General features: G+C 71.2%; 20 protein-coding genes. 5 read left to right on the top strand and 15 right to left on the bottom strand.

Annotation, left to right across the window (positions count from 1 at the left end; all coding sequences use genetic code 11):
- Window positions 1-142: 142 nt before the first annotated feature.
- The 11 genes from OG625_RS24775 to OG625_RS24725 all read right to left on the bottom strand — a co-directional run bounded on the left by OG625_RS24775 (window position 143) and on the right by OG625_RS24725 (window position 11,878).
- Window positions 143-922 carry an HAD-IIA family hydrolase gene (locus tag OG625_RS24775; protein ID WP_329385093.1) on the bottom strand — a complete coding sequence of 260 codons (780 nt, stop codon included), beginning with the start codon at window positions 920-922 and terminating at the stop codon, window positions 143-145.
- 99 nt (window positions 923-1,021) lie between these two features.
- Window positions 1,022-2,548 (bottom strand): alkaline phosphatase family protein, encoded by a 1,527-nt coding sequence (locus OG625_RS24770; protein ID WP_329385091.1) that lies wholly within the window; start codon window positions 2,546-2,548, stop codon window positions 1,022-1,024.
- 151 nt (window positions 2,549-2,699) lie between these two features.
- Complete coding sequence (locus OG625_RS24765; protein ID WP_329385089.1) at window positions 2,700-3,788, bottom strand: 2-aminoethylphosphonate ABC transporter substrate-binding protein; 1,089 nt, start codon at window positions 3,786-3,788, stop codon at window positions 2,700-2,702.
- 91 nt (window positions 3,789-3,879) lie between these two features.
- Window positions 3,880-4,677, bottom strand: a complete 798-nt coding sequence (locus OG625_RS24760) for an ABC transporter permease (RefSeq protein WP_329385087.1) — start codon at window positions 4,675-4,677, stop codon at window positions 3,880-3,882.
- Window positions 4,664-5,638, bottom strand: coding sequence for a 2-aminoethylphosphonate ABC transporter permease subunit (locus tag OG625_RS24755; RefSeq protein WP_329385085.1), 975 nt, complete (start codon window positions 5,636-5,638; stop codon window positions 4,664-4,666). Before OG625_RS24755 ends, OG625_RS24760 begins: the two co-directional genes overlap by 14 nt.
- Window positions 5,631-6,680 (bottom strand): ABC transporter ATP-binding protein, encoded by a 1,050-nt coding sequence (locus OG625_RS24750; RefSeq protein ID WP_329385083.1) that lies wholly within the window; start codon window positions 6,678-6,680, stop codon window positions 5,631-5,633. The genes OG625_RS24755 and OG625_RS24750 overlap by 8 nt, the downstream gene beginning before the upstream one ends.
- Window positions 6,677-7,372: a phosphonatase-like hydrolase gene (locus OG625_RS24745; protein WP_329385081.1), complete on the bottom strand. Its 696-nt coding sequence runs from the start codon at window positions 7,370-7,372 to the stop codon at window positions 6,677-6,679. Before OG625_RS24745 ends, OG625_RS24750 begins: the two co-directional genes overlap by 4 nt.
- A gap of 5 nt (window positions 7,373-7,377) precedes the next feature.
- Window positions 7,378-8,499, bottom strand: coding sequence for a TIGR03364 family FAD-dependent oxidoreductase (locus OG625_RS24740; protein ID WP_329385079.1), 1,122 nt, complete (start codon window positions 8,497-8,499; stop codon window positions 7,378-7,380).
- A 148-nt stretch (window positions 8,500-8,647) separates the two neighbouring features.
- Window positions 8,648-9,412 carry a GntR family transcriptional regulator gene (locus tag OG625_RS24735; protein WP_329385077.1) on the bottom strand — a complete coding sequence of 255 codons (765 nt, stop codon included), beginning with the start codon at window positions 9,410-9,412 and terminating at the stop codon, window positions 8,648-8,650.
- 87 nt (window positions 9,413-9,499) lie between these two features.
- A complete protein-coding gene (locus OG625_RS24730; RefSeq protein WP_329385075.1) occupies window positions 9,500-10,249 on the bottom strand; it encodes a hypothetical protein in 750 nt (249 codons plus the stop codon).
- Window positions 10,250-10,624: 375 nt separating this feature from the next.
- Window positions 10,625-11,878 (bottom strand): ROK family transcriptional regulator, encoded by a 1,254-nt coding sequence (locus OG625_RS24725; RefSeq protein WP_443067768.1) that lies wholly within the window; start codon window positions 11,876-11,878, stop codon window positions 10,625-10,627.
- Between OG625_RS24725 and OG625_RS24720 the strand changes: the two genes are divergently transcribed.
- Window positions 11,877-12,965: a Gfo/Idh/MocA family protein gene (locus OG625_RS24720; protein WP_329385071.1), complete on the top strand. Its 1,089-nt coding sequence runs from the start codon at window positions 11,877-11,879 to the stop codon at window positions 12,963-12,965. The two genes, OG625_RS24725 and OG625_RS24720, sit on opposite strands and share 2 nt — an antisense overlap.
- Before the next feature lie 81 nt (window positions 12,966-13,046).
- Here OG625_RS24720 and OG625_RS24715 read toward each other — a convergent pair whose 3' ends face one another.
- The 4 genes from OG625_RS24715 to OG625_RS24700 form a co-directional block, all read right to left on the bottom strand.
- Window positions 13,047-13,904, bottom strand: coding sequence for a fumarylacetoacetate hydrolase family protein (locus OG625_RS24715; protein WP_329385069.1), 858 nt, complete (start codon window positions 13,902-13,904; stop codon window positions 13,047-13,049).
- Between the two features lie 122 nt (window positions 13,905-14,026).
- Entirely contained in the window at window positions 14,027-14,755 is a 729-nt protein-coding gene (locus OG625_RS24710) for a YidC/Oxa1 family membrane protein insertase (protein ID WP_329385067.1), read from the bottom strand.
- A gap of 107 nt (window positions 14,756-14,862) precedes the next feature.
- Window positions 14,863-15,192, bottom strand: a complete 330-nt coding sequence (locus OG625_RS24705) for a DUF6412 domain-containing protein (RefSeq protein WP_329385066.1) — start codon at window positions 15,190-15,192, stop codon at window positions 14,863-14,865.
- Between the two features lie 130 nt (window positions 15,193-15,322).
- The gene (locus OG625_RS24700) at window positions 15,323-16,132 is read right to left on the bottom strand and encodes a class E sortase (protein ID WP_443067906.1); all 810 of its coding nucleotides are present in this window, start codon (window positions 16,130-16,132) and stop codon (window positions 15,323-15,325) included.
- A 68-nt stretch (window positions 16,133-16,200) separates the two neighbouring features.
- On the opposite strand from OG625_RS24700, the gene OG625_RS24695 reads away from it, so the two are divergent.
- From OG625_RS24695 to OG625_RS24680, 4 genes are all read left to right on the top strand, one after another.
- A complete protein-coding gene (locus OG625_RS24695) occupies window positions 16,201-17,205 on the top strand; it encodes an SEC-C domain-containing protein (RefSeq protein ID WP_329385064.1) in 1,005 nt (334 codons plus the stop codon).
- Between the two features lie 118 nt (window positions 17,206-17,323).
- The gene (locus OG625_RS24690; protein WP_329385062.1) at window positions 17,324-18,856 is read left to right on the top strand and encodes an ATP-binding protein; all 1,533 of its coding nucleotides are present in this window, start codon (window positions 17,324-17,326) and stop codon (window positions 18,854-18,856) included.
- Window positions 18,849-19,850, top strand: coding sequence for a PD-(D/E)XK motif protein (locus OG625_RS24685; RefSeq protein ID WP_329385060.1), 1,002 nt, complete (start codon window positions 18,849-18,851; stop codon window positions 19,848-19,850). Before OG625_RS24690 ends, OG625_RS24685 begins: the two co-directional genes overlap by 8 nt.
- Window positions 19,847-22,807, top strand: a complete 2,961-nt coding sequence (locus OG625_RS24680) for a Z1 domain-containing protein (RefSeq protein WP_329385058.1) — start codon at window positions 19,847-19,849, stop codon at window positions 22,805-22,807. Before OG625_RS24685 ends, OG625_RS24680 begins: the two co-directional genes overlap by 4 nt.
- Window positions 22,808-22,868: the final 61 nt, after the last annotated feature.

Genomic DNA, 22,868 nt, shown 5'->3' with positions numbered 1-22,868 from the left:
AACCTCCTCGTCAAGGAGATTCACGCGCGGCGCGCCGCTCCGCATCCGGAGCGGCGCCGTACGTGTCAGCGCTGTCAGCCGTACGCCTCAGGCGCCGTACGCCCCGATGGGCGAACGCGTACGGCCGGACGGGTGGGACCGCTCAGACGAGGTCGACCAGGTCCGCGATCGAGTCGACCGTCTTGGTGGGGCGGTACGGGAACTTCTCGGTGTCCGCCACCGAGGTCAGGCCGGTGAGGACGAGGAAGGTCTGCATGCCCGCCTCCAGGCCCGCCAGTACGTCGGTGTCCATCCGGTCGCCGATCATCGCACTGGTCTCGGAGTGCGCGCCGATGGCGTTCAGGCCGGTCCGCATCATCAGCGGGTTGGGCTTGCCGCAGAAGTAGGGCTTCTTGCCGGTGGCCTTGGTGATCAGTGCGGCGACCGCGCCGGTGGCGGGGAGCGGGCCCTCGGTGGAGGGGCCGGTCTCGTCGGGGTTGGTGCAGATGAAGCGGGCGCCCGCGTTGATCAGGCGGACCGCCTTCGTCATCGCCTCGAAGCTGTACGTACGGGTCTCGCCCAGGACCACGTAGTCGGGCTCGTGGTCGGTGAGGATGTAGCCGATGTCGTGGAGCGCGGTGGTCAGGCCGGCCTCGCCGATGACGTACGCCGTGCCGCCCGGGCGCTGGTCGTCGAGGAACTTGGCGGTGGCCAGGGCCGAGGTCCAGATGTTCTCGACGGGCACGTTCAGGCCCATCCGGGACAGCCGGGCCTGGAGGTCGCGCGGGGTGTAGATCGAGTTGTTGGTCAGCACCAGGAAGGGCTTGCCGGACTCGCGCAGCCGCTTGATGAAGGCATCGGCGCCGGGGATCGGGGTGCCCTCGTGGATCAGGACCCCGTCCATGTCGGTGAGCCAGGATTCGATCGGCTTGCGCTCTGCCACTGGACTGTTCTCCGCTCTGGTGGCTCTGACCTGTGGTCTGTACCACCACCCTAACGGGAGCGGGCCGTGGACGCGGTGGGCGTCCACGGCCCGGACACGCTAGCCCAGACGGACGTTGTCGACGGTCCAGTACCAGTTGTTGCTGCCGGCGTAGCGGAAGCGGATCTGGACGTCGGTCGCGCCGGCCGGGACCTGGAGCGCGAGCGACTCGGACTTGGCGACGGCGTCGGCGGTGTAGCTCTTGACCACCGTCGGCGTACCGCCGTTGTACGAGACGAGGACCTGCGCGGTCTGCCCGGCCTCCTGGCGGTAGTGCGTCTGGAAGGTCAGGTTGCGCGTGGTGCCGCCGGTGACCGCCCACTTGGGGGTGATCAGGGTCGAGTCGTAGCTGCCGGTGTGGCTCTTGTCGTCCCACTCGTCGGAGTCGGCGACGGCGAAGACGTCACGGGAGCGGACGTTCAGCTCGCGCCACTGGTCGCGCTGCGCCTGGCTCCAGAACTCGTCGGTCGCGAAGGCCCAGCCGGCCCACTCGGTGACGCCGCCCGTGCCCATCTTGGAGTTGTCGACGGACCAGCCCGCCGGCGGGGTGTGCGTGAAGCCCTTCGTGCCGGACGGGATGCCCGTCTCGTCCACGCGCGCCTGGAGGTTCGGGCGCAGGGTGTCGAAGGGGTCGCTGTCCGGGGCGTTCAGCGGGACGCCGTCCAGCCCGGTGGTGGGGACGCCGACCTGCTGGAGCGCGGTCGCGGCCACGTCCACCAGCTTCACGTCGTCGCGTACCGAACCGGCGGGGATGCCCGCGCCCTTGGCGATGACGAAGGTGCCGCGCTCGGCGATGCTGGAGCCGCCGTGGCCACCGGTGTTGGTGTGGCCGTGGTCGGTGGTGACCAGGATCTTCCAGTTCTCCTGGGCGTACGTCGGGCGGTTCTGGACGGCGGTGAGGAGCTGGCCGACCAGTGCGTCGACGCGGCCGATGGCGTCGAGGTACTGCTGGCTGGCGGCGCCGTAGGAGTGGCCCGCCACGTCGATCTCGCCGAGGTAGACGAAGGCGGCGTCCGGGTTCTGGCCCTGCAGTTCGGCGGCGGCCGCGGAGGCGATCTTCGGGTCCTCGTTGCGGTAGCCGTCGCGGTCGCCCTTGAGGGAGAGGCGCTTGTCGACCTTGGCCGAGAAGATCGGGCCGTTCTGGTCGGTGGAGGTGATGGGCTCCCAGTCGGCGGCCGCGTAGGTGTTGAGCGCCGGGTTGGCGTTCTCCACGCGGGTCAGGAAGTCCGGGTGGGCCGTGTAGTTCTTGCCGGTGAAGGAGTTGTCCTTCACCCCGTGCTTGTCGGGCCACACGCCGGTCGCGATGGTCGACCAGCCGGGGCCCGAGGAGGTGGCGGCCATCGGGTTCGCGTACAGGGTGCTCTTGGCGGTCAGGCCCTGGGCCATCAGGCCCTTCAGGTGCGGCGCGTTGGCGACCTTGACGCGGTCGAGGACCGCGCCGTCCAGGCCGATGACGAGGACCTTGTCGGTGGAGCCGGCCGCGTCCGCGGCGGAGGCGGTTGCGGTGTGCGCGCCGAGGGCGGTGGCGAGCAGGGCCGTGGCGGTGGCGGCCACGGCGAGGGTGCGTCCGGGCAGGACAGGGGACACGTACTCCTCCTGGGAGCAAGTGAGCGGCGGAAGGTGCGGGACCTTGCGGGGGCGGGACGTGCGTCCGGGTCCGGACCGAAGGAGCATCTTCGGTCCAGACCCGTTATGCAATGGTCACGATGCCGGTCGTGGGTGACCGGGAAGTGACGGATCAGCTTCCGGTCGCCGACTTCCACGCGTCGACGTAGGCGGAGAGGTTCTTGTCGATGTCGGCCCAGTCCGGCTCGAAGACCTCGACCCCCGACATGATCTTGGTGAGTTCGACGGCGTTCGCGTCGGTCGGCTTGATGTCGGTGCGCGCCGGGAAGCCGCCGCCGACCTCGCTGACCAGCTTCTGGGCGTCCTCGCTGAGCAGGTAGTCGAGGAACTTCTTGCCGTTCTCGGTGTGCGGGGCCTTGTCGACCAGGCCGGCCGCGTAGGGCAGGGCGAAGGTGGTCGGCTTGCCGCCGTCCTTCGCGGGGAACCAGATGCCCAGGTTCGGCATGGACTTGGACTGGGCGAAGTTCATCTGGACGTCGCCGTTGGCGACGAGCAGCTCGCCCTTGTCGGTCTTCGGCGCGAGCTTGCTGGTGGAGGAGGACGGGCCGACGTTGTTGGCCTGGAGCTTCTTCAGGTACTCCATCGCCGGCTCCTTGCCGCCGAAGTCGTGCATCGACTTGATGAGCACGGCGGTGCCGTCGCCCGCGACGCCGGGGGTGGAGTACTGGAGCTTGCCCTTGTACTTGGCATCGAGCAGCTCCTCCCAGGTCTTGGGGGCCTGGGCCAGCTCCTTCTTGTTGTAGATGAAGCCGAAGTAGTTGTTGACGACCGAGGTCCACTTGCCGTCGGCGGCCTTGTCCGCGCCGTTGACCTTGTCGGAGCCCTGGGGCTTGTAGGCCTGGAGCAGCCCCTTGCCGTCGGCCTGCTGGATGAAGGGCGGCAGGGTGACGATGACGTCGGCCTGGGTGTTGGTCTTCTCGCGGGCGGCCCGCGCCACCATCTCGCCGGAGCCGCCCTCGACGAGCTTGACCTCGATGCCGGTCTTCTTGGTGAAGTCGGCGAAGACCTTGTCGTACCAGCCGTCGCCCTTCTCGCTCTTGAGGCCGTCGGCGCTGTAGACGGTGACGATCTTCTCCTCGCCCTTGCCGCCCTTGCCGGAGTCGGCGGTGGTGGAACCGCCGCCGCAGGCGGTGAGGGAGACGGCGAGGGCGAGGCTGCCGGTGAGGGCGGAGGCGGTACGGAGCAGGAGCTTGCTGGGCATGGAACTTCCTTACGGGGAAAGGGAGTCAGCGGGGGAATCAGCGGGGATCTGCGGGGATCTGCGGGGATCTGCGGGCCTCTGCGAGCGGGGACTAGCGGTACGAGGCCTTGGTGCGGATGCGGGAGACCGCCAGCAGGACGATCAGCGTGGCCGCCATCAGGACCACGGCGACGGCGGAGCCGCTGTAGAGCGAACCGCGGTCGGTGGCCGTGAAGATGCGGACGGGGAGGGGCATCCAGTCCGGCGGGTAGAGCATCATCGTGGCGCTCAGCTCGCCCATGGACAGGGCGAAGCAGAGCCCTGCGGCCGCGGTGAGGGACGGCAGCAGGAGCGGGAGTCTGACCCGCCACAGCACGTACGAGGGGCGGGCGCCCAGGGAGGCCGCCGCCTGCTCGTAGGCCGGGTCGAGTCGAACGATGGCGGCCGAGACCGACTGGTAGGCGAACGCCGTGACAAGAATGGTGTGCGCGAGGATGACGATGGAGCTGGTGCCGTTGAGCAGCAGCGGCGGCCGGCTGAAGGCGACGAGCACGGCGAGGCCGACGACGACCGACGGCACGGCGACGGGCAGCATGAACAGCGCGTCCAGCGACCGCTTCCCGCGCTTTTTCAGCGTGGCGGCGGCCAGCGCGGCCCAGGTGCCGACGGCGAGCGCGAGCAGGCTCGCGACCACGGCGGTGACCAGGCTGGTGGTCAGGGCCTGGAGGGACTCGCCCTGTACGGCGGAGGCGTAGTTGGCGGTGGTCGGCCCGGAGGGGAAGGCCCCGGACCAGCGGGTGGCGAAAGAGGCCGCGACCACGACGAGCAGGGGCAGGGCGAAGAGGGGCAGGAAGAGGAGGCCGAAGAGGCTCCAGGCGGCCCAGCGGCCGGTCTTGCTATGCACCAGCACGCTTGCTCACCACCCGGTAGAGGCCGAACAGGCCGACGGAGATCGCGATGTTGACGACGGCGACCACGCAGGCGGCCGAGTAGTCCGATTCGAGGATGGCCTTGCCGTAGATGAGCATCGGGAGGGTCGTGACGTCCTTGGCTCCGGTGAACAGGACGATCCCGAACTCGTTGAGGCACATGACCAGGACGAGGCTGCCGCCGGCGGCGAGCGCCGGGAGGGCCTCGGGGAGGATCACCTTCCGGATGATCCGGGCGGGCCGGGCGCCGAGGCCGGCGGCCACCTCCAGCTGGGCGGTGTCCAGCTGGGAGAAGGCGGCGAGCAGCGGGCGCATCACGAAGGGCGTGAAGTAGGTGATCTCCGCGAGGAGGACGCCCCAGGGGGTGGAGAGGAACGCGAACGGGCCTTCGGCGGCGCCGGTGACGTCGGTCCAGACCCCGTTCGCCATGCCGACGGTGCCGTAGACGAACAACAGCGCGAGGGTGATGAGGAAGGAGGGGAAGGAGAGGAAGACGTCGATGAACTTCGCGACGCCGCGCGCGCCGGGGAAGGGCACGAAGGCGATGACCAGCGCGAGCGCGAACCCGAGGACGAGGCAGCCGACGGTGGCCCCGACGGCGAGCCAGACGGTGGTTCCCAGGGCCTCGCGGAAGGCGGTGGAGGCGAAGACGGAGGCGTAGGCGTCGAAGGCACCGCCGCCGTTCTCGGGGGTGAGGGACTGCTGGACCACGAGCCCGAGCGGATACAGGAACACCAGCGCGAGCACGACGACGGGCGGCAGCGCCCATACGCTGCGCGGCAGCCGGAGCGTGCGCCCGGCCGCCCCGTGCGGGGTCCCCGCTTCCAGCCCCGCCGGCGTTTGAGGCGCGGGGTCCGGGGCGGAGCCCCGCGCCTCCTCGGAGGGGGTTCCTTGGGCCGGGATGGAGCGGGTGGCGGCGGCTCGCCGTGCGGCGTCAGCCATCGGAGACCCCTGCGGCCAGCAGCACCGCGTCCCGCGGCTCGAAGTGGAGGCTGACGCGGTCGCCGAGGGCCGGGGTTTCGCGCAGTTCGGGGAGGTCCGCCTTGACGCGGTGGCCGGCGACGTCCACGTACAGCCGGTGCGTGGAGCCGCGCCACTGGACCTCGGTGATGGTGCCGCTCAGCGCGTTCGGGCCGTCGCCGAGGCCGAGCAGGTGCGGCCGTACGCACAAGGTGGCGGTGGAGCCCGGCAGGGCACGGCCGCGGTCGAGGGCCAGGGAGCGCCCCGCGAACACGGCGCCGCCCTCCGCCACGGTGACCGGCAGCAGGTTCGCGTTGCCGACGAAGGACGCCGTGAACTCGGTGCGCGGCGCCCGGTACAGCTCCTGCGGGGTCCCGCAGTCCTGGAGCCGGGCCTTGTCCATGACGGCGATCCGGTCGGCCAGGGTGAGCGCCTCCACCTGGTCGTGCGTGACGTACAGGATCGACACGTCCGGCAACTCGCGGTGCAGACGGGCCAGTTCCGCGAGCATCCCGGAGCGCAGCTGCGCGTCGAGGGCCGACAGGGGCTCGTCCAGGAGGAGGACCCCGGGCCGGATCGCCAGGGCGCGCGCGATGGCGACGCGCTGCTGCTGCCCGCCCGACAGCTCGCGGGGGTAGCGCTTGGCGTAGGCCGCCATGCCCGTCATCTCCAGGGCCTCGGTGACCCGCCCGGGGATCTCCGCCTTCGGCGCCTTCTGCGCCTTCAGCCCGAAGGCGACGTTGTCCTCGACCCGCATGTGCGGGAAGAGCGCGTACTGCTGGACGACCATGCCGATGCCCCGCTTGTGCGGCGGGAGCGCGGTGACGTCCCGCTCGCCGATCAGCACCCGGCCGGCGACGGGCCGTACGAAGCCGGCGACCGCGCGCAGCGCCGTGGTCTTGCCCGAGCCGGAGGGGCCGAGCAGGGCCATCACCTCGCCGGGCTCCACCGTCAGGTCGAGGGAGTCCAGGACGGTGTTGCCGCCGTACGCGACGCTGACCCCGTCGAAACGGATGCCGCTCACGTCGACTCCGCCAGCAGGCCCGGGAGTTCGGCGACGGAGCCCAGTACGTGGGTCGCGCCGTGTTCGGTCAGCGCGTCGCGCCGGTGGGCTCCGGTGAGGACACCGGCGACGATCCCGGCGCCGGAGCGGGTGCCGCTGAGCATGTCGTAGGCGGTGTCGCCCGCGACCACGATCCGCCGTACGTCGTCCACCGCGCCGGTCCGCAGGAAGGCGGCCAGCACCATGTCCGGGTAGGGCCGGCCGCGGCCGCCCGCGTCGGCCGGGCACAGGGTGAGGTCGGCGAGGCCCTGCCAGCCGAGCGCGTCGAGGATCGCGTCCTGGGTGACGCGGGCGAAGCCGGTGGTCAGGACCACGGTGCGGCCCTCGCCGCGGAGTTCCTCGATGGCGGCGCGGGCGCCGGGGATCGCGGAGATGAGGCCGGCGTCGACGAGCTCCGCGTAGGCCTGCTCGAAGGCGACGTTGGCGCGCTGCGCGAGTTCCTCCGTACCGAAGAGGTGCCGGAAGACGGAGATCTTCGACTCGCCCATGGTGTCGCGGACGTACTGGAGCTTGGCGTCGTGATCGGCGCTGCCCGGCTCGACTCCGAGCTGCTCGGCTGCGCGCTCGAAGGCGCGCTCGACGAGGCCGCCGTCGGCGACGGTGGTGCCGGCCATGTCGAGGACGATCAGGTTGTGCGTTGTCAGCTTGGTCATGCGGCTCACCAGCCCAGTTCGTTCGCGGTGGTCTCGGCGATGGCGGGCGAGCAGGTCATGCCGCGGCCGCCGGGTCCGGTCACCAGCCAGACGCCGTCGGCCACCTGCTGCCGGTGGACGACGCGGGTGGTGTCGGTGCACTGCGCGTACACGCCCGCCCAGCGGCGCCGGATCTTCGGCAGCGGGCGGCCCAGGAAGGACTCGACGACGCCGACGAGGTGCTCGTACGGGTCTTCGAGGGTGTCGAACGCGAAGGGGTGCTCGTACTCGTGGGTGTCGCCGATGGTCAGCCCGCCGTCGAGGCGCTGGACCATCAGCAGCTGCATCTTGTGCGCGGCGGCGATGGGCGCCTGAGCCTGCTCGGCCTTGAGGGCGTCGAGGGCTTCGCCCTTGTACGCGGGGTAGTAGCGGAAGCTGTCGGTGTCCGCGACCGAGGTGGTCATGGGCTCGCCGAGCGGGTCGGTCTGCATCATCTGGAGGCGGACGCGGCGCACGGGCAGCTCGGGGGCCAGTTCGCGGACGAGGCCGGACAGCGCGGCGCCGGTGGCGAGGACGACCACGTCGCCGCGGTGGACGTCACCGTGGTCGTCGCGGACGGCGCCCGCACCGACGACCTCGCGGACCTCCCGCCCGGGGAGGAAGGTGTAGCGGCCGGTGGCGCTCAGCGCCGCCCGCAGGTGCGGCTGCGCGGTGCGCGGCTCGACGGCCGCGTCCCGCTCGCACCACAGGGCGGCGTCGAACTCGCCGCGCAGGGCCGGGTTGATCTGCCGGGCCTCCTCGGCGGTGACCAGCTTGTAGCCGCGGGCGGCGGCGTCGGAGCGGGCCAGGGCCGCCTCGGCGACGGCGTACTGGCGCTCGCCCCGGAGGGGGGTGAGGGAGCCGATGGCACGGAAGCCCAGGCCGGGCACCTCGGCGCCGATGCTCTCCCAGAGCTCGCGGGCCCGCAGGGCGGTGTCGAGCTCCTCGCCCCCGGCCCGTCCGCTGACCCAAATCTGGCCGAAATTACGCAGGGACGCGCCTCGGGCCTCCGCCTCTCGCTCGATCTGGACGACCTCGTGGCCGCGATGGACTGCTTGCCAGGCGTGCATGGTGCCGACCACGCCGCCTCCGACGACTATGACTCTCACGCCGTCCAAAGTGGGCGCGTGCCGTGACCGAGGAGGATCCGGCGGGCAACGCGCCGGTGAACAGCCCCCCAAGCTTGGACTAGACCCGTTATCTTCTCGTGATCCGACCGCGTCCCTTTTCATCCCCTATGTACGGATTCCAGCTGGGCTATTCGGGTCGCAGGCGGGTCGTGAAGCTGAACCGATCACCACGGTAGAGCGAACGCACCCGCTCCAGCGGCCGGCCGTCCGCGTCCCGCGAGAAACGGTGGATGAGCAGCATGGGGAGGGCGGGCGGGGTGCCGATCAGCAGGGCTTCGCGGGGGGTCGCGAGGACCGTCTCCAGCTTTTCGTCGGCATCGCCGAAGGCGATCCCGAGGCTGTCGCGCAGATATCCGTAGAAGGAGGAATCCGGCTTGAAATCGCTGTCCAGGCGCGGTGCGCGGGCCACCCGGATGTACGTGCTCTCCAGGCCGACGCGCTCGTCGTCCGCGAGCAGCACCCGCTCCAGGTGCCAGACGGGCTCGCCGGCTTCGGCACCGATGCCGGGGGTGAGGTCGGGCGGGCAGGGGAACTGCTCCAGGCCGATGAGATGACGCCCCGGGCGCCTGCCCTGCCGCCGCACGCCCTCGGTGTAGCTCGCGAGGGACAGCGGCTGCTCCAGCTTCGGCCCGGCGACGACGGTCCCGCGCCCGGAGCGGCGCAGCCGGCCCTCCAGCAGCAGCTCGCGCAGGGCCTGCCGGACGGTTTCGCGGGAGACCTCGTACCGCTCGGCGAGGTCGCGCTCGGTGGGCAGCAGGCCGCCCTCGCCGAGCTCGTCGAGCAGACCGGCGATTCTGGCCTTGACTGCGTAGTACTTGGGGATGCGGCCGTGCTCGGGGATGCCGGAGCGCACGGGTGAGCCGGGGCGGTGCGGCAGGTTCTGTTCTTCCACGGTGGGACTCTATGCGGGCCGGATGTCCCCGCGGCCGTACGGGGGTTCAGCGGGCGGGGGGCAGCACGGGGGGCAGCGTTCGCGGGTTCAACGCGCCGGGGTTCGCAGCCGCCGGGCCCCGAGCACGAACCCGCCGCCGGCGACGAGCGCGATGACGGCGCCCGCGCCGTACACCCGGTCGCGGTGGCCGGTGTGGGCCAGGGAGCCGGCTTCGCCGAGGCCGCCGTCCGGCCCCTCGACGGTGAACCGGTAGCCACCCGCCTCCCCGATCCAGTCGCCGTCGTCGCCCTTGCGCTGAACGAGGGCGGCGTCGGCGACGACCTCTCCGGTGGGGGCGTCGGGGGCGAAGGCGAGGGAGACCTTGACGGTGAGCGACCCGCCGGCGCCGACGGTGAACCCGGGGAAGGCGTCCCCGCCGTCGAACACGGCGATGATCTCGTCCCGGTCTGACCGCTCCAGACTGACCGGAAAGGTCCCCGCGGGGGCATCGAAGTCCATGCGCAGGTGCGCGGGGCGCAGGGCGCGGGCCTTGTCGGTGAACACGACGACGGGGTGGATGGCCGTGCACTGGGAGCCCGTGGTGTTCGTCAGGTCCAGGTACCAGCTCTGCGCCCCGCCACCGGTCCGGTACACGGCCGGCCCACCGCGGATCCGCGCCCCGATGGGGAAGGCGGCGCTCTTCCCGTCCCCGCAGGTCGCGAGCGCACGCGAGGGCAGCGCGGGCGCGGGGCGGGCCCCGCCTCCGGTGCCGATGTCCGCACCGGCGGTGGGTGCGGTGGCGACCATGGCGGCGGAGAGCACTGCGGTCAGTGCCAGAGCTTTGCGCAGTCGCCGCATGGAAGACCTTCACTACTCGCCGGACGGGACGATGGTCGGACCAGCTGACAATCACCCCGGCCCTGCCCGCACCCTGCCACGCCAGCCCGCCGCCACGCCGCAGGGCACGCCCGACCCCTCCCGCTTTACCCCCGAATAGCCCACGAACCCAGGGCGATTCAAGGCCGTCCACCCGACCTCACCGGACACACGTCACCCTTCGCGGACACACTCCGCCTCCGCCGGTCCACTTCCGGCCCCGCCGAGCACACTCCGACCCCGCCGGGCCCACTTCCAGCCCCGCCGGCGTTCGAGGCGCGGGGTCTGGGGCGGAGCCCCAGCACCAACACCACCCCGCACAACCCGACCCCGCCTGGGCCCAGCACCCCTCAACCTTCACCCCGCTCGCCCGAAGAACGGCGCCAGCGCCAGCTCCGCCGCCCCCGCCGCCACCCCCACCGGCGCCACCCCCACCACCGGCGGGTTCGGAGTCAGCCCCCGCGCCGCGAGCACCCCGCGGACCCCGGCCACGAACACCTCCGGGTCCGCCTCGACCACCCGCCCGCCCAGCAGCACCCGGTCCACGTCCAGCAGCGCGACCAGGTTGGCCGCCCCCTCCCCCAGGATCCGCGCGGCCTCCGCCAGGTCCCCGCGGGCCACCGCCGCCAGGCACAGCACCTCCGCGCACCCGCGGGCCCCGCACCGGCACGGCGGCCCGTCCAGCTGGAGCACCTGGTGCCCGAACTCCCCCGCCGCCGACCGGCCCCCGCGATAGACCCCGCCGCCGAGCCACAACCCCGCACCGATCCCGGTCCCGACATGCACATACGCAGCACTGGCACGGGCACCCACACCGGCCCCGACACCCGCAGCCCCCGCATTGGTGTCCTTGTCCACCCACACCGGCACGGGCGCCGGCGCCGGGACCGGCACCGACCCCCACACCCCCAACCGCCCCTCCAACACCTCCCGCAGCGGAAACCCCTCCCACTCGGGGAACCCCGTGACCCGCCCCATCACCCCGGCCCCGGAATCCAGCGGCCCCGGCGCGGCCACCCCCACCCCGAGCAGCGCCGGCCCGGCCGGGTCGAGCACCCGCGCGTAGGCCCGTACGACCGCCTCCACCACCGCGTCCGGCCCGGCCCCGAAGTCCAGCGGATCACGCGTCTCGGCAAGGACGCCGCCCGCGAGGTCCACCCGTACCGCCCGCAGCTCGTCCCTGTCGATCTGCACTCCGACCGCGCACCGCGCCTCCCGCACCAGCCGGAGCAGGGTCCGCGGCTTGCCTCCGGTGGACGCCGCGCGGCCGGCCTCCGCGACGAGCCCCTCCGCCGCCAGCCGCGCCGTGATCTTGCTGACGGCTTGCGGGGTGAGCCCCGTACGGGCGGCGAGCGCGGCGCGGCCCAGCCCTTCCGTGCCGGCGCCGCGCAGCAGATCCAGCAGCAGGGCCTCGTTGTGCCCGCGCAACCCCGGCAGGTTCACCCCGCCGCGCCCACCCTGACCACCCTGACCACCACGCCTGGCATGCCCGGCCTGACCACCTTGCCCGCCCCGCCCACCAGGCCCGTCCCCGCTGCCGCTACCCCTGTTCACCCGCCCATTCTCCACCCTCCTTGCACTTCGGCAACGCTGTTGCCAAAGTAATCCCATGCGCACCACACCCCTCCGCGTCGGCGTCATCGGCTACGGACTCGCCGGTTCCGTCTTCCACGCCCCCCTCGTGGCCGCCACCGACGGGCTCGTCCTCGATACGGTCGTCACCTCAGACCCGGCCCGGCAGGCCCAGGCCCGCGCCGAGTTCCCCGACGTCCGCATCGCCACCTCCGCCGAGGAGCTGTGGGACCGGGCGCTCGGCGGGGACACGGCCGGCCTCGACCTCGTCGTCATCGCCTCCCCCAACAAGACCCACGTCCCGCTCGCCACCACCGCCCTCAGCGCCGGCATCCCCGTCGTCGTGGACAAGCCGCTCGCCGCCACCGCCGCCGAGGCCCGCGAACTCGCCGCCCTCGCGGACCGCAGCGGAACCTTCCTCTCCGTCTTCCAGAACCGCCGCTGGGACAACGACTTCCTCACCCTGCGCCGCCTCCTCGCCGACGGCGAGCTCGGCGAGATCCAGCGCTTCGAGTCCCGCTTCGAGCGCTGGCGCCCGCAGCTCAAGGGCGGCTGGCGCGAGTCCGGCGCCCCGGAGGAGATCGGCGGCCTGCTGTACGACCTCGGCAGCCACGTCGTCGACCAGGCGCTGGTGCTCTTCGGCCCGGCCGTACGCGTCTACGCGGAGACCGACGTGCGCCGCCCGGGCGCCGAGGCCGACGACGACACCTTCATCGCCCTCACCCACGCCGGCGGAGTCCGCTCCCACCTCTACGTCAGCGCGACCACCGCCCAGCTGGGCCCGCGCTTCCGCGTCCTCGGCTCCCGGGCCGGCTACGTCAAATACGGGCTCGACCCGCAGGAGGGCGCCCTCCGCGAGGGCCTGCGACCGACGGCGGACACCCCGTGGGGCGAGGAGCCCGAGCACCTCTGGGGCCGCCTGGGCTCCGGCGAGTCCCCGCTGACCGGCGGCGGCACCCCGGTCCGCACGGCCCCGGGCGACTACCCCGCGTACTACGCGGCCGTGGCCGCCGCCCTGCGCGAGGGCGGGCCCGCGCCGGTCACGGCGTACGAGGCCGCGCACTGCCTCGACGTCCTGGAGGCGGCGCGCAGGTCATCCCGCGACGGGGTGACCGTAGACCTGTAACCGGTCGGCGGGCCGCACACCGAGAACGCGAGAGGGGCGGGGCTGCCACCGGCAGCCCCGCCCCTCCCCCACACCTGGCGGCTACGCGCCCTTGAACTCCTGGCGCTGACGGCCCAGACCCTCGATCTCCAGCTCCACGACGTCACCGGCCCGCAGGTACGGCTTCGGCTCCGGCTGGCCCATGGCCACGCCACCCGGCGTACCGGTGACGATGACGTCGCCCGGGTACAGGGTCATGAACTGGCTCAGATACCGGACGACCTCGCCGACCGGGAAGATCTGGTCGGCGGTGTTGCCGTCCTGCTTGAGCTCCCCGTTGACCCACAGCTTCACGTCCAGGACCTGCGGGTCCGGGACCTCGTCGGCGGTGAGCAGCCACGGGCCGATCGGGGTGAACGTCTCGCAGTTCTTGCCCTTGTCCCAGGTGCCGCCGCGCTCGATCTGGAACTCGCGCTCCGAGACGTCGTTGACCAGCGCGTAGCCGCCGACGTGCGCGAGGCCCTCCTCCGCGGAGGACAGGTAGCGGGCGGTACTGCCGATGACGACGCCGAGCTCGGCCTCCCAGTCGGTCTTCACGCTGCCGCGCGGGATCAGCACGGTGTCGTCCGGGCCGCCGACCGTATCGGCGGCCTTCAGGAACAGGATCGGCTCGGCCGGCGGCTCCGCGCCGATCTCCGCCGCGTGCCCGAAGTAGTTCAGCCCGATGCCCACGATCTTGCCGATGCGGCCGACCGGCGCACCGATGCGCAGCCCCTCGGCGTCCAGCGCGGGAAGCTCCCCGGATGCCGCCGCGTCCCGTACCCGGGACAGCACGGCGTCATCGGCCAGCACGGCGCCGTCCACATCCGTGATCAGGCCGGACAGGTCACGCAGGGTCCCGTCCTGGTCGAGCAGCGCAGGGCGCTCCGACCCGACGGGTCCGACACGCAGCAGCTTCATGGGCATTCTCCCGTGGTCGTGGGTGGTCGGCCCATGGGCATGCCACGGGCCGGCCGATGGGTTGCGGCCATCGGAGGATTGGTCGATCCTCCAAGAAACCGGCCCATTCCGCAAGACCCTGTTCACACCCTGGAACGCCCCCCTCCGCTCGCCTCCCCACGCGACTCCACACTCGCCCCCACACGCGCCTCCACACTCGCCCCCACACGCGCCTCCGCACGCGACTGCAGCCACGCCCTCTCGGCCACCGACCACGCGGTGGTGGTCAGCAGGTACAGCCCGGCGGCCAACGGCACCACCGCTGCCGTGATCAGCGTCCCGAACGACAGCAGGGGCAGTACGCCGCCCAGCCTGCGCATCGCCTCCTGCTGCTCCGCACTCATCGCGGCCGGAACCCCTCCCGAAGCCGCGGCCCGGGCCGGGACCGGGGTCGGCGCCACCGTCGGCGCCGCAGCGGCGGCCCGCCGCCCCCGCACCGCGCTCCACGCGGCGACCACCGCGATCGCCGCGAACAGCCCGAGGAACACCAGCCCCTGCGCCCCGAGCAGCCCGCCGTCCCCCAGCGCGTCGCCCCACCGGGCCCCCAGCGGCGCACCGAACAGACGATGCCCGAGCAGCTCACCGTCCGAGGAGAACGCCTGGTACATCAGGAAGAACACCGGCAGCTGCAACAGCAACGGCAGACACCCCGCCACCGGGGTCGCACTCCGGAAGGCGGCCCTGCTCAGCGGGTACAACACACACCGCACGAGCACGGTGAACAGCACGATCGCGGCAGCGGTCGCGGACTCGGCCAGCACCGGCTCAAGAAGCCGGCCCAGCTCGACAACAACACCAGAAAGAACGGACACGCGGGCCCTCCGAGGGGTCTCGTCGAACGTCGAAGAAAAGAGAACTTCGGCGTGACGACCCACGCGGGGCGGCAACGGTGATCAGCAAGCGGAACGCGATGGCGCCCCTACGCGGCCGTCAGGACGAGACGGCCGGGCGCCCTGGGCCGCGACCGGCCCGAGGCATCGGGATCGCGCTGCGGCAGGAACGCCGTGCGCTGCTCGCGATCACGGATCGCGGTGCGTATTCGATGCGGCGGCACGGGCCGCACGAGCCGCGCGGCAGCGGCCAGCGCCGCGGCCCCCACGGCAACGGTGGCCGCGAGGGCAACCACCACGACCCCGAGCCCGCCCTCCCCGGCGAAGAGCCCGAGCACTCCCCCGAGCAGCACCAGCGGAAGCAGCCCGAGCACAGACCAGGAGGAATACAGCCGTCGGCCCATCTCTCGCCAGCCCATGCAACCCACCCCCCTGCCCACTCCGGCGCACGAACTCCCGTACGAGACGCACTACTCACCGATACTAACCAGACCCACCGACAACCGGCCCCGATCACCCGAACCGACTCGACCCGACTCGATCCGACCTCTACTCCTTGAGCTTCCCCCACACCACCAGCCGGTACTTGGATGAGTACTCGGGCGTACACGTAGTCAGCGTGATGTACGCGCCGGGCTCGCCGTACCCGTAGTCCGGCTTCACGACGCTCCGCGGCACGGGCGCGATCACCCCCGTGTCCCGCTCGGTCGTCTCACTCAGCACCTTCCCCACCACGTACACGTACCGCCGCCCCCGCACATCGACGAAGATCTCGTCCCCCGCCCGCAACCGGTTGATGTACCGGAACGGCTCCCCGTGCGTATTGCGATGCCCGGCCAGCGCGAAGTTCCCCCGCGCCCCGGGCTGCGCGGTCCCCGGGTACTGCCCGGCGTACCCCTTGTCCAGCACGGCCCGCTTGTCGACCCCCTGGGCGACGGGCACGACGAGCCCGAGCCGCGGAATCCGCAACACGGCGTACGCGTCCTGCCGCGCAGGCGCACCACCAGCCGGAGGCTTCCGGGACGGCGTCGACACCGCACCGGATTCCTCGACGACCGGAACATCCCCGGGACCTGGACCCGGACCCGGGGACTCAGGCACGGGAACCTCATCAGCCGCAGGGGCCGGAACCGGAACCGGACGGGGTGGACCACCCCACTCACTCTCCAGGGCCTCGACCCGATCCCGCGCGGCGGCAACAGCCTGCCGATTTGTCCACCACACCTGGTGCACCACCAGCAACAGCACCACCAAGCCCACGGTGACGGTCATCTCGGCAACCGCCCACAACACCCCCGCGAGACCGGCCAGACGCCCCCGCCGACCGCCCCCCTGCACCACCACGGGTACGCGCTCCACACGATCTCGCACGGGCCGCACCCTAAGTCCTCCCCCGCCAACTGACCAGCAGCAGTACGGTGTGAACCATGCGCCCTGACACGCCTGCCGAGCACATCGCCGAAGCCGAGCGCCTCATCCGCACGGCGACCCGTTACCCCGAGGACCAGGAGCCCCTGCTCCTCCAGGCCGCGGCCCACCTCGAACTGGGCGACGCCCGGGACCGCGCCAGCGCGCTGTACGACCAACTCCTCTCCTCCTCCCCGGCCGACCCCCACCTGATCAAGGCCCTGCAGGCGGCGAACCTCTGGGAGTACGGCCACGAGCCGGAGGCCCGCGCCCTGATCTCCGGCATCCGCGCGGCCTCCCCGATGGACCCGGCACCCTGGGAGGTCATCGCCGAAGCCCTGGAAGCCCACGACGAGTTGGAGGCCGCCCACTCCTGCTTCACCGAAGCGGCAACGCTCCTCATCTCGAACTCCACCCCCCTCACCCCGGCCACCACCGCGCTCCTGACGGGCCGCCACCGGGTGCGCCGGCTCCTCGCCCTCCCCCACGACGACTGGGACATGGTCGCGGACACCCGCCACATCGGCCCGATCCCGCTCGACGAACTCCACGACCCGAAGCGCATCTGGGCCCTGGGCTCCGACGACCCGGCCGAACTCCGCGCCGAGATCGCCCGCCTCCGCGCCGAACTCGGCGACCGCCGCGCCGCCCTCTCCCGCCCCTTCCCGGTGGCGATCCTCCACTGGCCGGCCCGCGAGCTCGCGGAGCTCCTCACCTCGTACCCGACCCTCGCCGCGGAGTACCCCTCACACGAGGCCCACCTGTCCGGCATCGAGACCTCCCTCCGCACCCTGGCCGCCTCGGGCACGACGAACCTCGGCATCGTCACGGCGAGCGTCCCGTCCTACGAAGCCTTCGCAGCCTCCGAAAAGACCTCCCCGGCCTCCCCGTCCCTCCTGGCCGAATACGCCACGACCCTCGCAGCCCGCGGCAAGGCCACCCCCTGGCCCCCGACCCCGACGGCCCCATGCTGGTGCGCCTCGGGCAAGCCGTACAGCGAGTGCCACGGGGTCACGGGCCCCTGATTCCTGGCCGCCGATCGCCGTCGATCGCCTTCGATCCCGGCCGATTTCACCCGGACCTGCAGCAGGTGTCGCGCGCGGATTAGGCTCCTCCTCGATTCGACGACCCCCGAGGCAGGTAATGACCGACGACTGGCAGTTCGAAGTTCCCACCACGGGCAGCAAGCACCTCCCTCCCGACGCCCGGTACATGGAGGCGCTCAGCAGCCAGGGATACGGGTTCGAGGTCGCCATCGCCGATCTCGTCGACAATTCCATCGACGCCGGAGCCCGGGACGTGGTGATCCACTTCCTTCGCGACGAGGACCGGCTCGTAAGCCTCCTCGTCATCGACGACGGGAAGGGGATGACCGACGAGGAACTCGACGTCGCCATGACCGTCGGAGGTCGACGCGACTACGCGTCCGAGGCACTCGGAATGTTCGGCACCGGATTGAAGTCCGCGTCCCTGAGTCACGCGTCCGCGGTGACGGTCGTGAGCAAGACGCGCAGGACCAGGGCCGTTGGTCGCCGTTGGCTCATGGAGCGGGCGGTGAACGGCTATCAGTGCGACATCGTGGCCGCCGACTACGCACAGACACTGATCGACCGGTATTCCGAGCGGCCTATCACCTGGCAGGGCACCGTCATCCGCTGGGACGGGGTGAAGAACTTCCCCCGAAACGGTGGGGGCGGGCAAACCGACCGCTACCTGCACCGGACCATCAACCGGCTCGGCCTCCAGCTCGGTCTCTACCTGCACCGGTTCCTCGCCCGGGACGACTTCAACATCACGATCGCGGTCGAGGACGTGAACACCGGAACCGAGTACATGAACTTCGGAGTCGAGCCCCTCGACCCGTTCGGATATCCGGTCCCGGGCCACGCCGACTACCCTCGGCGCTTCACCGTAAATCTCGATTCCGTCCTCCCCGTATCCCTCGACGCCCACGTCTGGCCGGCGAAGTCGACCCTGGACGGCTATAAGGCGGTCGGCTCCGTCCTGGAACGCCAGGGTTTCTATTTCTACCGGCACAATCGTCTCGTCCAGGCAGGCGGGTGGAACAACTTCCGCCAGCCGGATCAGCACCTCTCCCTCTCCCGCGTGGCCATAGACCTTCCGCCGCACGGGAACGACGTCTTCCGCCTCACCGTGAAAAAGGAAGGCGTGGAGGTGTCCCCCGAGTTCGTCGCCGCTTTGGAAGAGGCACGGGACGCCGAGGGGCGGCGCTTCCTCGACTACGTCGCCGACGCCGAGTCGGTCTACCGCGAGGCGCGCAAGCGGGCGGGAACCGCCCGAAAGTCCGTGGTCGGACCGGGCAAGGGCTTCGATCCCGCCGTACGAGAGGCGATCGAGGACGAGCTGCCCCTGCTGCCGGGCGAAGAACCCATCGCCGTCCGCTGGCAGGCACTGGACAACAGCCTGTTCTTCGACGTCGACAGGGAAAACCGGACCATCGTCTTGAATCACCACTACCGGTCGGCGATTCTCGGCGGAAGGCGCGGCGGCCTCAATGACGCCCCCACCCTGAAATCCCTCATGTACCTCCTGCTCCACCAGGTGTTCGAGAAGGAATACAGCGGGAGCCGAGAAAAGGACAACCTTCAGTTGTGGCAGTCCATCCTGGTGGCCGCCGCCCGCACCGAACTGGAACGCATGGGCGACGATGACTGACGCCGGAGGATCCCCGGAACTCCCCTGGTCGACCGTCGAACACTATCTCGGGGCGCGGCAGGCCGCCGGCTACCGGCTCTCCGCGCCGATCTCGGAACGCACGGTCTGGTACGAGATCGGGGACGGCGGGCAGGAGATCTCCCTACAGGTGGAACTCGACCGCCACCAGCAGCCCCCGCGCTCGTCGCTCCCGGCGGTGGCCATCGACCAGGTGTGGCGCGACGGAACTCGGATGGCTCGCATCCGCACCACCCACGTGGGGCTGATGCGCGATTTCCACGATCTGCTCATCGCCGTCGCCGACCGCGTCGTCACCGGCGAGCGGGACCTCGCGCAGGCCTTCGAAGAGACGGTCCACGCCTGGGGTCGGCTGCTCGACCGGCCGCGCGGCCTCGGAGTGGAGCGTCGTATCGGGCTGCACGGCGAACTCGCGGTGCTGTACGCCGTGGCCCGCTCCCACGGGTGGGCCCGGGCGGTCGATTCGTGGACCGGCCCGAAGGGGGAGCAGCACGACTTCGGACTGCCCGGCGCCGATCTCGAGGTGAAGACCACCGCCTCCGAGGTGCGTCGGCACACGGTTCACGGGGTGCACCAGCTCACGGAAACCCCCGGGCGACCCTTGTGGTTCGCCTCTCTCCAACTGACGCGCGGTGGCCTCGGCGGGTGCTCCCTGCGCGAGTCGGTGGCCGAGGTGATCCGTGACGCCCGCGCGGCGGACCGCATCGCGTCCGTACGCCTCGAAGACGCTCTCGCGGCCGGCGGCTGGAGCGAGGGCGACCCGGACGACGAGCGCTGGACCCTGCGCACGGCGCCCTTGCTCGTCCCGGCCGATCAGCTGCCGCGGTTGACCGAGTCGATGATTCCGCTCTCCGTACGAGAGCACGTCTCGTCGATCGACTACCGCATGGACGTGACCCATCTCAGCTCGGTGCCCGGCTCGCCGGTCGACCTCACCGAATTCCGTCTTCCGTGCCCGACGAGGACCCCGAATTGACGAACAGCGAAACCCTCCGGCTCGAACTGCACAGTGCCGTACTGGCCGACCTCGACGGCAGCAAGCCGAAGAACCTGGCCCGCGCCCTCGTGTACCAGGCCGAGGACATGGCCCCGGAAGCCGCGGCGTACGCCCACGAGGCGGACTTCCAGGCGGCGCTGAAGGAGGCCCGCTCGACGCATCAGCTGGTCGAGCTCTGGCGCAGGCAACTCACGCGATGGGACTACTCCGACCGGCCGACCTGGACCGACACCCCGCCGCGCACGGACGAGCGCCGGGCCGAGGTCCATCGCCTGCTGAAGCTGGACGAGGCGACGCGCGTGCTGCTCGACGGGCTGATTCCCGTGTCGAAGGCGGCGGGTTCCGTGGTGATCAGCCCGGAGCACAAGCCCTGGTACACGCCCCAGTCCCAGCTCAGCCGCCCCCACTACTGGCCGGCCTATCGCGGGCTGCTCGCCGCCAAGGGGTGGCCGGCCGATGCCGTGGCCGCCTTGGACGCGGCGACCGACCAGGTCGTCGAACGGCTGGCCGACCCGACGGACTCGGAGGTGTACCAGTCCAAGGGTCTCGTCGTGGGCTACGTGCAGTCCGGGAAGACCGCGAACTTCACGGGTGTCATGGCCAAGGCCGTGGACGCGGGCTACCGCCTGGTGATCGTTCTCGGGGGAACGCTCAACATGCTGCGCGCCCAGACCCAGCGGCGCCTCGACATGGAACTCGTCGGCAAGGAGAACATCCTGCGCGGAGCCGGCGAGCTGGAATCGGACTATGCCGACGACCCGGCCTGGGCGGCCGGGAAGTTCGTGTCCCACGGCAGTCTTCCGTCCGCGCTCGGGGCGTTCGACATCGTGCGGATGACCACGCGGGACGACGACTACAAGAGCCTGCTGCAGGGCATCACCGCCTTGGAGTTCGAGAAGCGGGAACCGGCCCTTCCGCTGTACGACCGGGAGAACCTGCACCGCTCGTCGGCACGCCTGATGGTGGTCAAGAAGAACAAGACGGTGCTGGCCAAGCTCGTCAAGGACCTGGGAAAGATCAAGACCCCGCTGGCGGAGATCCCCGTCCTGATCATCGACGACGAGTCGGACGAGGCCTCGGTCAACACCTCCAAGCCGGACGTCCGGCGCAGCGCGATCAACGAGCAGATCTCGAAGCTGCTGAACATGCTGCCGCGCGCGCAGTACGTGGGCTACACGGCGACGCCCTTCGCGAACGTCTTCGTTGACCCGAGCGACACCGAGGACATCTTCCCCAAGGACTTCCTCATCTCCCTGCCCCGCCCCGACGGATACATGGGCGCGCGCGACTTCCACGATCTGGACGGTGAGGTGGAGGAGCACGAGCGCACCGTCGCGAACTCCAACGAGAAGGCCCACGTCCGGGACATCGTCGACGACGCGGAGGACGACACCTGCCTGCGGCAGGCCATGGACATGTTCGTGCTGACGGCCGCGATGAAGCTGTACCGGGAGGACGCGGGCGGCCTCGGTGACGGCTACTTCGAGCACCACACGATGCTCGTTCACGAGTCGGTGCGCACGGGAATCCACCGTGATCTGCACGATCGGGTCCTGAACCTGTGGCACGACGCGGGCTACACCGGCCCCCGCGGGCACGAGCGGCTGCGGAAGCTCTTCGAGACGGACGTCGCCCCGGTGTCGCGGGTCCGCGCCGACGGGCAGGCGGTACCCGCCTCCTACGACGAGTTGATGCGCTACGTCGGGCCGGCGAGCGTACGCATCGGCGGTGACGGTCAACCGATCATCGTCGTGAACGGCGACAAGGACCTGGAGACGGGCGAGGCCGACTTCGACAAGCGGCCTGTCTGGAAGATCCTCATCGGGGGCCAGAAGCTGGCACGCGGGTTCACGGTCGAGGGGCTGACCGTGTCGTTCTTCCGCCGTCGGGCCGGAAACGCCTCCACGCTCATGCAGATGGGGCGCTGGTTCGGATTCCGCCGGGGATACCGCGATCTCGTACGTCTCTACCTCGGGCGCAGGGAGACCATGGGGCGGACCGAGGTCGATCTGTACGACGCCTTCCAGGCGATCTGCCTCGACGAGGAGGCATTCCGTTCGGAGCTGCGCAGGTATGCGGCGATGGTGGACGGTCGGCCGCAGATCACGCCCGCCGAGATCCCTCCGTTGGTGTCCCAGCACCTGCCGTGGCTGAGGCCGGCGAGCCCGAACAAGATGTACAACGCCAGGCTGGTGCTCGTACGGTCCGCCGGGTGCTGGGAGGAGCCCACCGCCTATCCACAGAAGGGCGAAGACCTCCGGCACAACACCGAGCTGTGGCTTCCGTACCTCGAATCCCTCGGTTCGCAGGCGACCACGTACGGGTACCACTTCCCGGACGAGGGCAACCTCGTCCACCGCTTCCGCGCCCTGAGCGGGATCTTCCCCGCCGCCACGATCCTGGACACCCTCCGCGATCTGCGCTGGGAGGTTCCGGAGCAGTTCCTTCCGCACCTCCGGTACCTCTCGGAGATCACCCAAGCGGGCAAGGTGGACGACTGGGTCGTACTGGCTCCGCAGCACGCCTCGGGCTCGGAGGCCAAGACCGTCACCCTCGGCTCGGCGGGCCGGTCGTACTCGTGGTTCTCGCGTGACCGCCGCGCCGAGCGGGGACCCCTCTTCGGAGCGATCAGCGACAAGAAGCACCGTGGGGTGGCCCACCGGATCGCGGGGGCCCTGGGCTCCTCGGGCGACGGGGCCACGGAGGCCCTCGTGGCCGACCGCCGTGGCGCGATCGTCCTGTACCCCGTCATCGAGTCGGCCCATCAGGGCTCCATCGGCGCGGATCGACGGGTCGACGCGAGCCGGATCGTCACGGCGTTCACCTTCGTGGCGCCGGCATCGGCCCACAGCGCGAACGGGCAGGTCGTCCAGTTCACGACGATCTCCTCCAAGGCCGGTGCGATCATCGACGTCACGGAGATCGACAAGAGTTGATCCCGGGCATGGCGGCGGTGGGACGGTCAGCCGTCCCACCGCCGCCCGCGCCGGGACCCAG

This window comes from Streptomyces sp. NBC_01351 (assembly GCF_036237315.1).
Taxonomy (GTDB): domain Bacteria; phylum Actinomycetota; class Actinomycetes; order Streptomycetales; family Streptomycetaceae; genus Streptomyces.
The sequence above is the reverse complement of the archived record's forward strand: the minus strand, read 5'-3'. Positions and strand labels throughout refer to the sequence as shown.

What these genes read in the sequence shown, in the direction of transcription:
- OG625_RS24765 (WP_329385089.1), bottom strand. Translation starts at nt 3,788, where the DNA reads ATGCCCAGCAAGCTCCTGCTCCGTACCGCCTCCGCCCTCACCGGCAGC.
- OG625_RS24755 (WP_329385085.1), bottom strand. Translation starts at nt 5,638, where the DNA reads ATGGCTGACGCCGCACGGCGAGCCGCCGCCACCCGCTCCATCCCGGCC.
- OG625_RS24745 (WP_329385081.1), bottom strand. Translation starts at nt 7,372, where the DNA reads ATGACCAAGCTGACAACGCACAACCTGATCGTCCTCGACATGGCCGGC.
- OG625_RS24730 (WP_329385075.1), bottom strand. Translation starts at nt 10,249, where the DNA reads ATGCGGCGACTGCGCAAAGCTCTGGCACTGACCGCAGTGCTCTCCGCC.
- OG625_RS24720 (WP_329385071.1), top strand. Translation starts at nt 11,877, where the DNA reads ATGCGCACCACACCCCTCCGCGTCGGCGTCATCGGCTACGGACTCGCC.
- OG625_RS24725 (WP_443067768.1), bottom strand. Translation starts at nt 11,878, where the DNA reads ATGGGATTACTTTGGCAACAGCGTTGCCGAAGTGCAAGGAGGGTGGAG.
- OG625_RS24715 (WP_329385069.1), bottom strand. Translation starts at nt 13,904, where the DNA reads ATGAAGCTGCTGCGTGTCGGACCCGTCGGGTCGGAGCGCCCTGCGCTG.
- OG625_RS24705 (WP_329385066.1), bottom strand. Translation starts at nt 15,192, where the DNA reads ATGGGCTGGCGAGAGATGGGCCGACGGCTGTATTCCTCCTGGTCTGTG.
- OG625_RS24695 (WP_329385064.1), top strand. Translation starts at nt 16,201, where the DNA reads ATGCGCCCTGACACGCCTGCCGAGCACATCGCCGAAGCCGAGCGCCTC.
- OG625_RS24690 (WP_329385062.1), top strand. Translation starts at nt 17,324, where the DNA reads ATGACCGACGACTGGCAGTTCGAAGTTCCCACCACGGGCAGCAAGCAC.
- OG625_RS24685 (WP_329385060.1), top strand. Translation starts at nt 18,849, where the DNA reads ATGACTGACGCCGGAGGATCCCCGGAACTCCCCTGGTCGACCGTCGAA.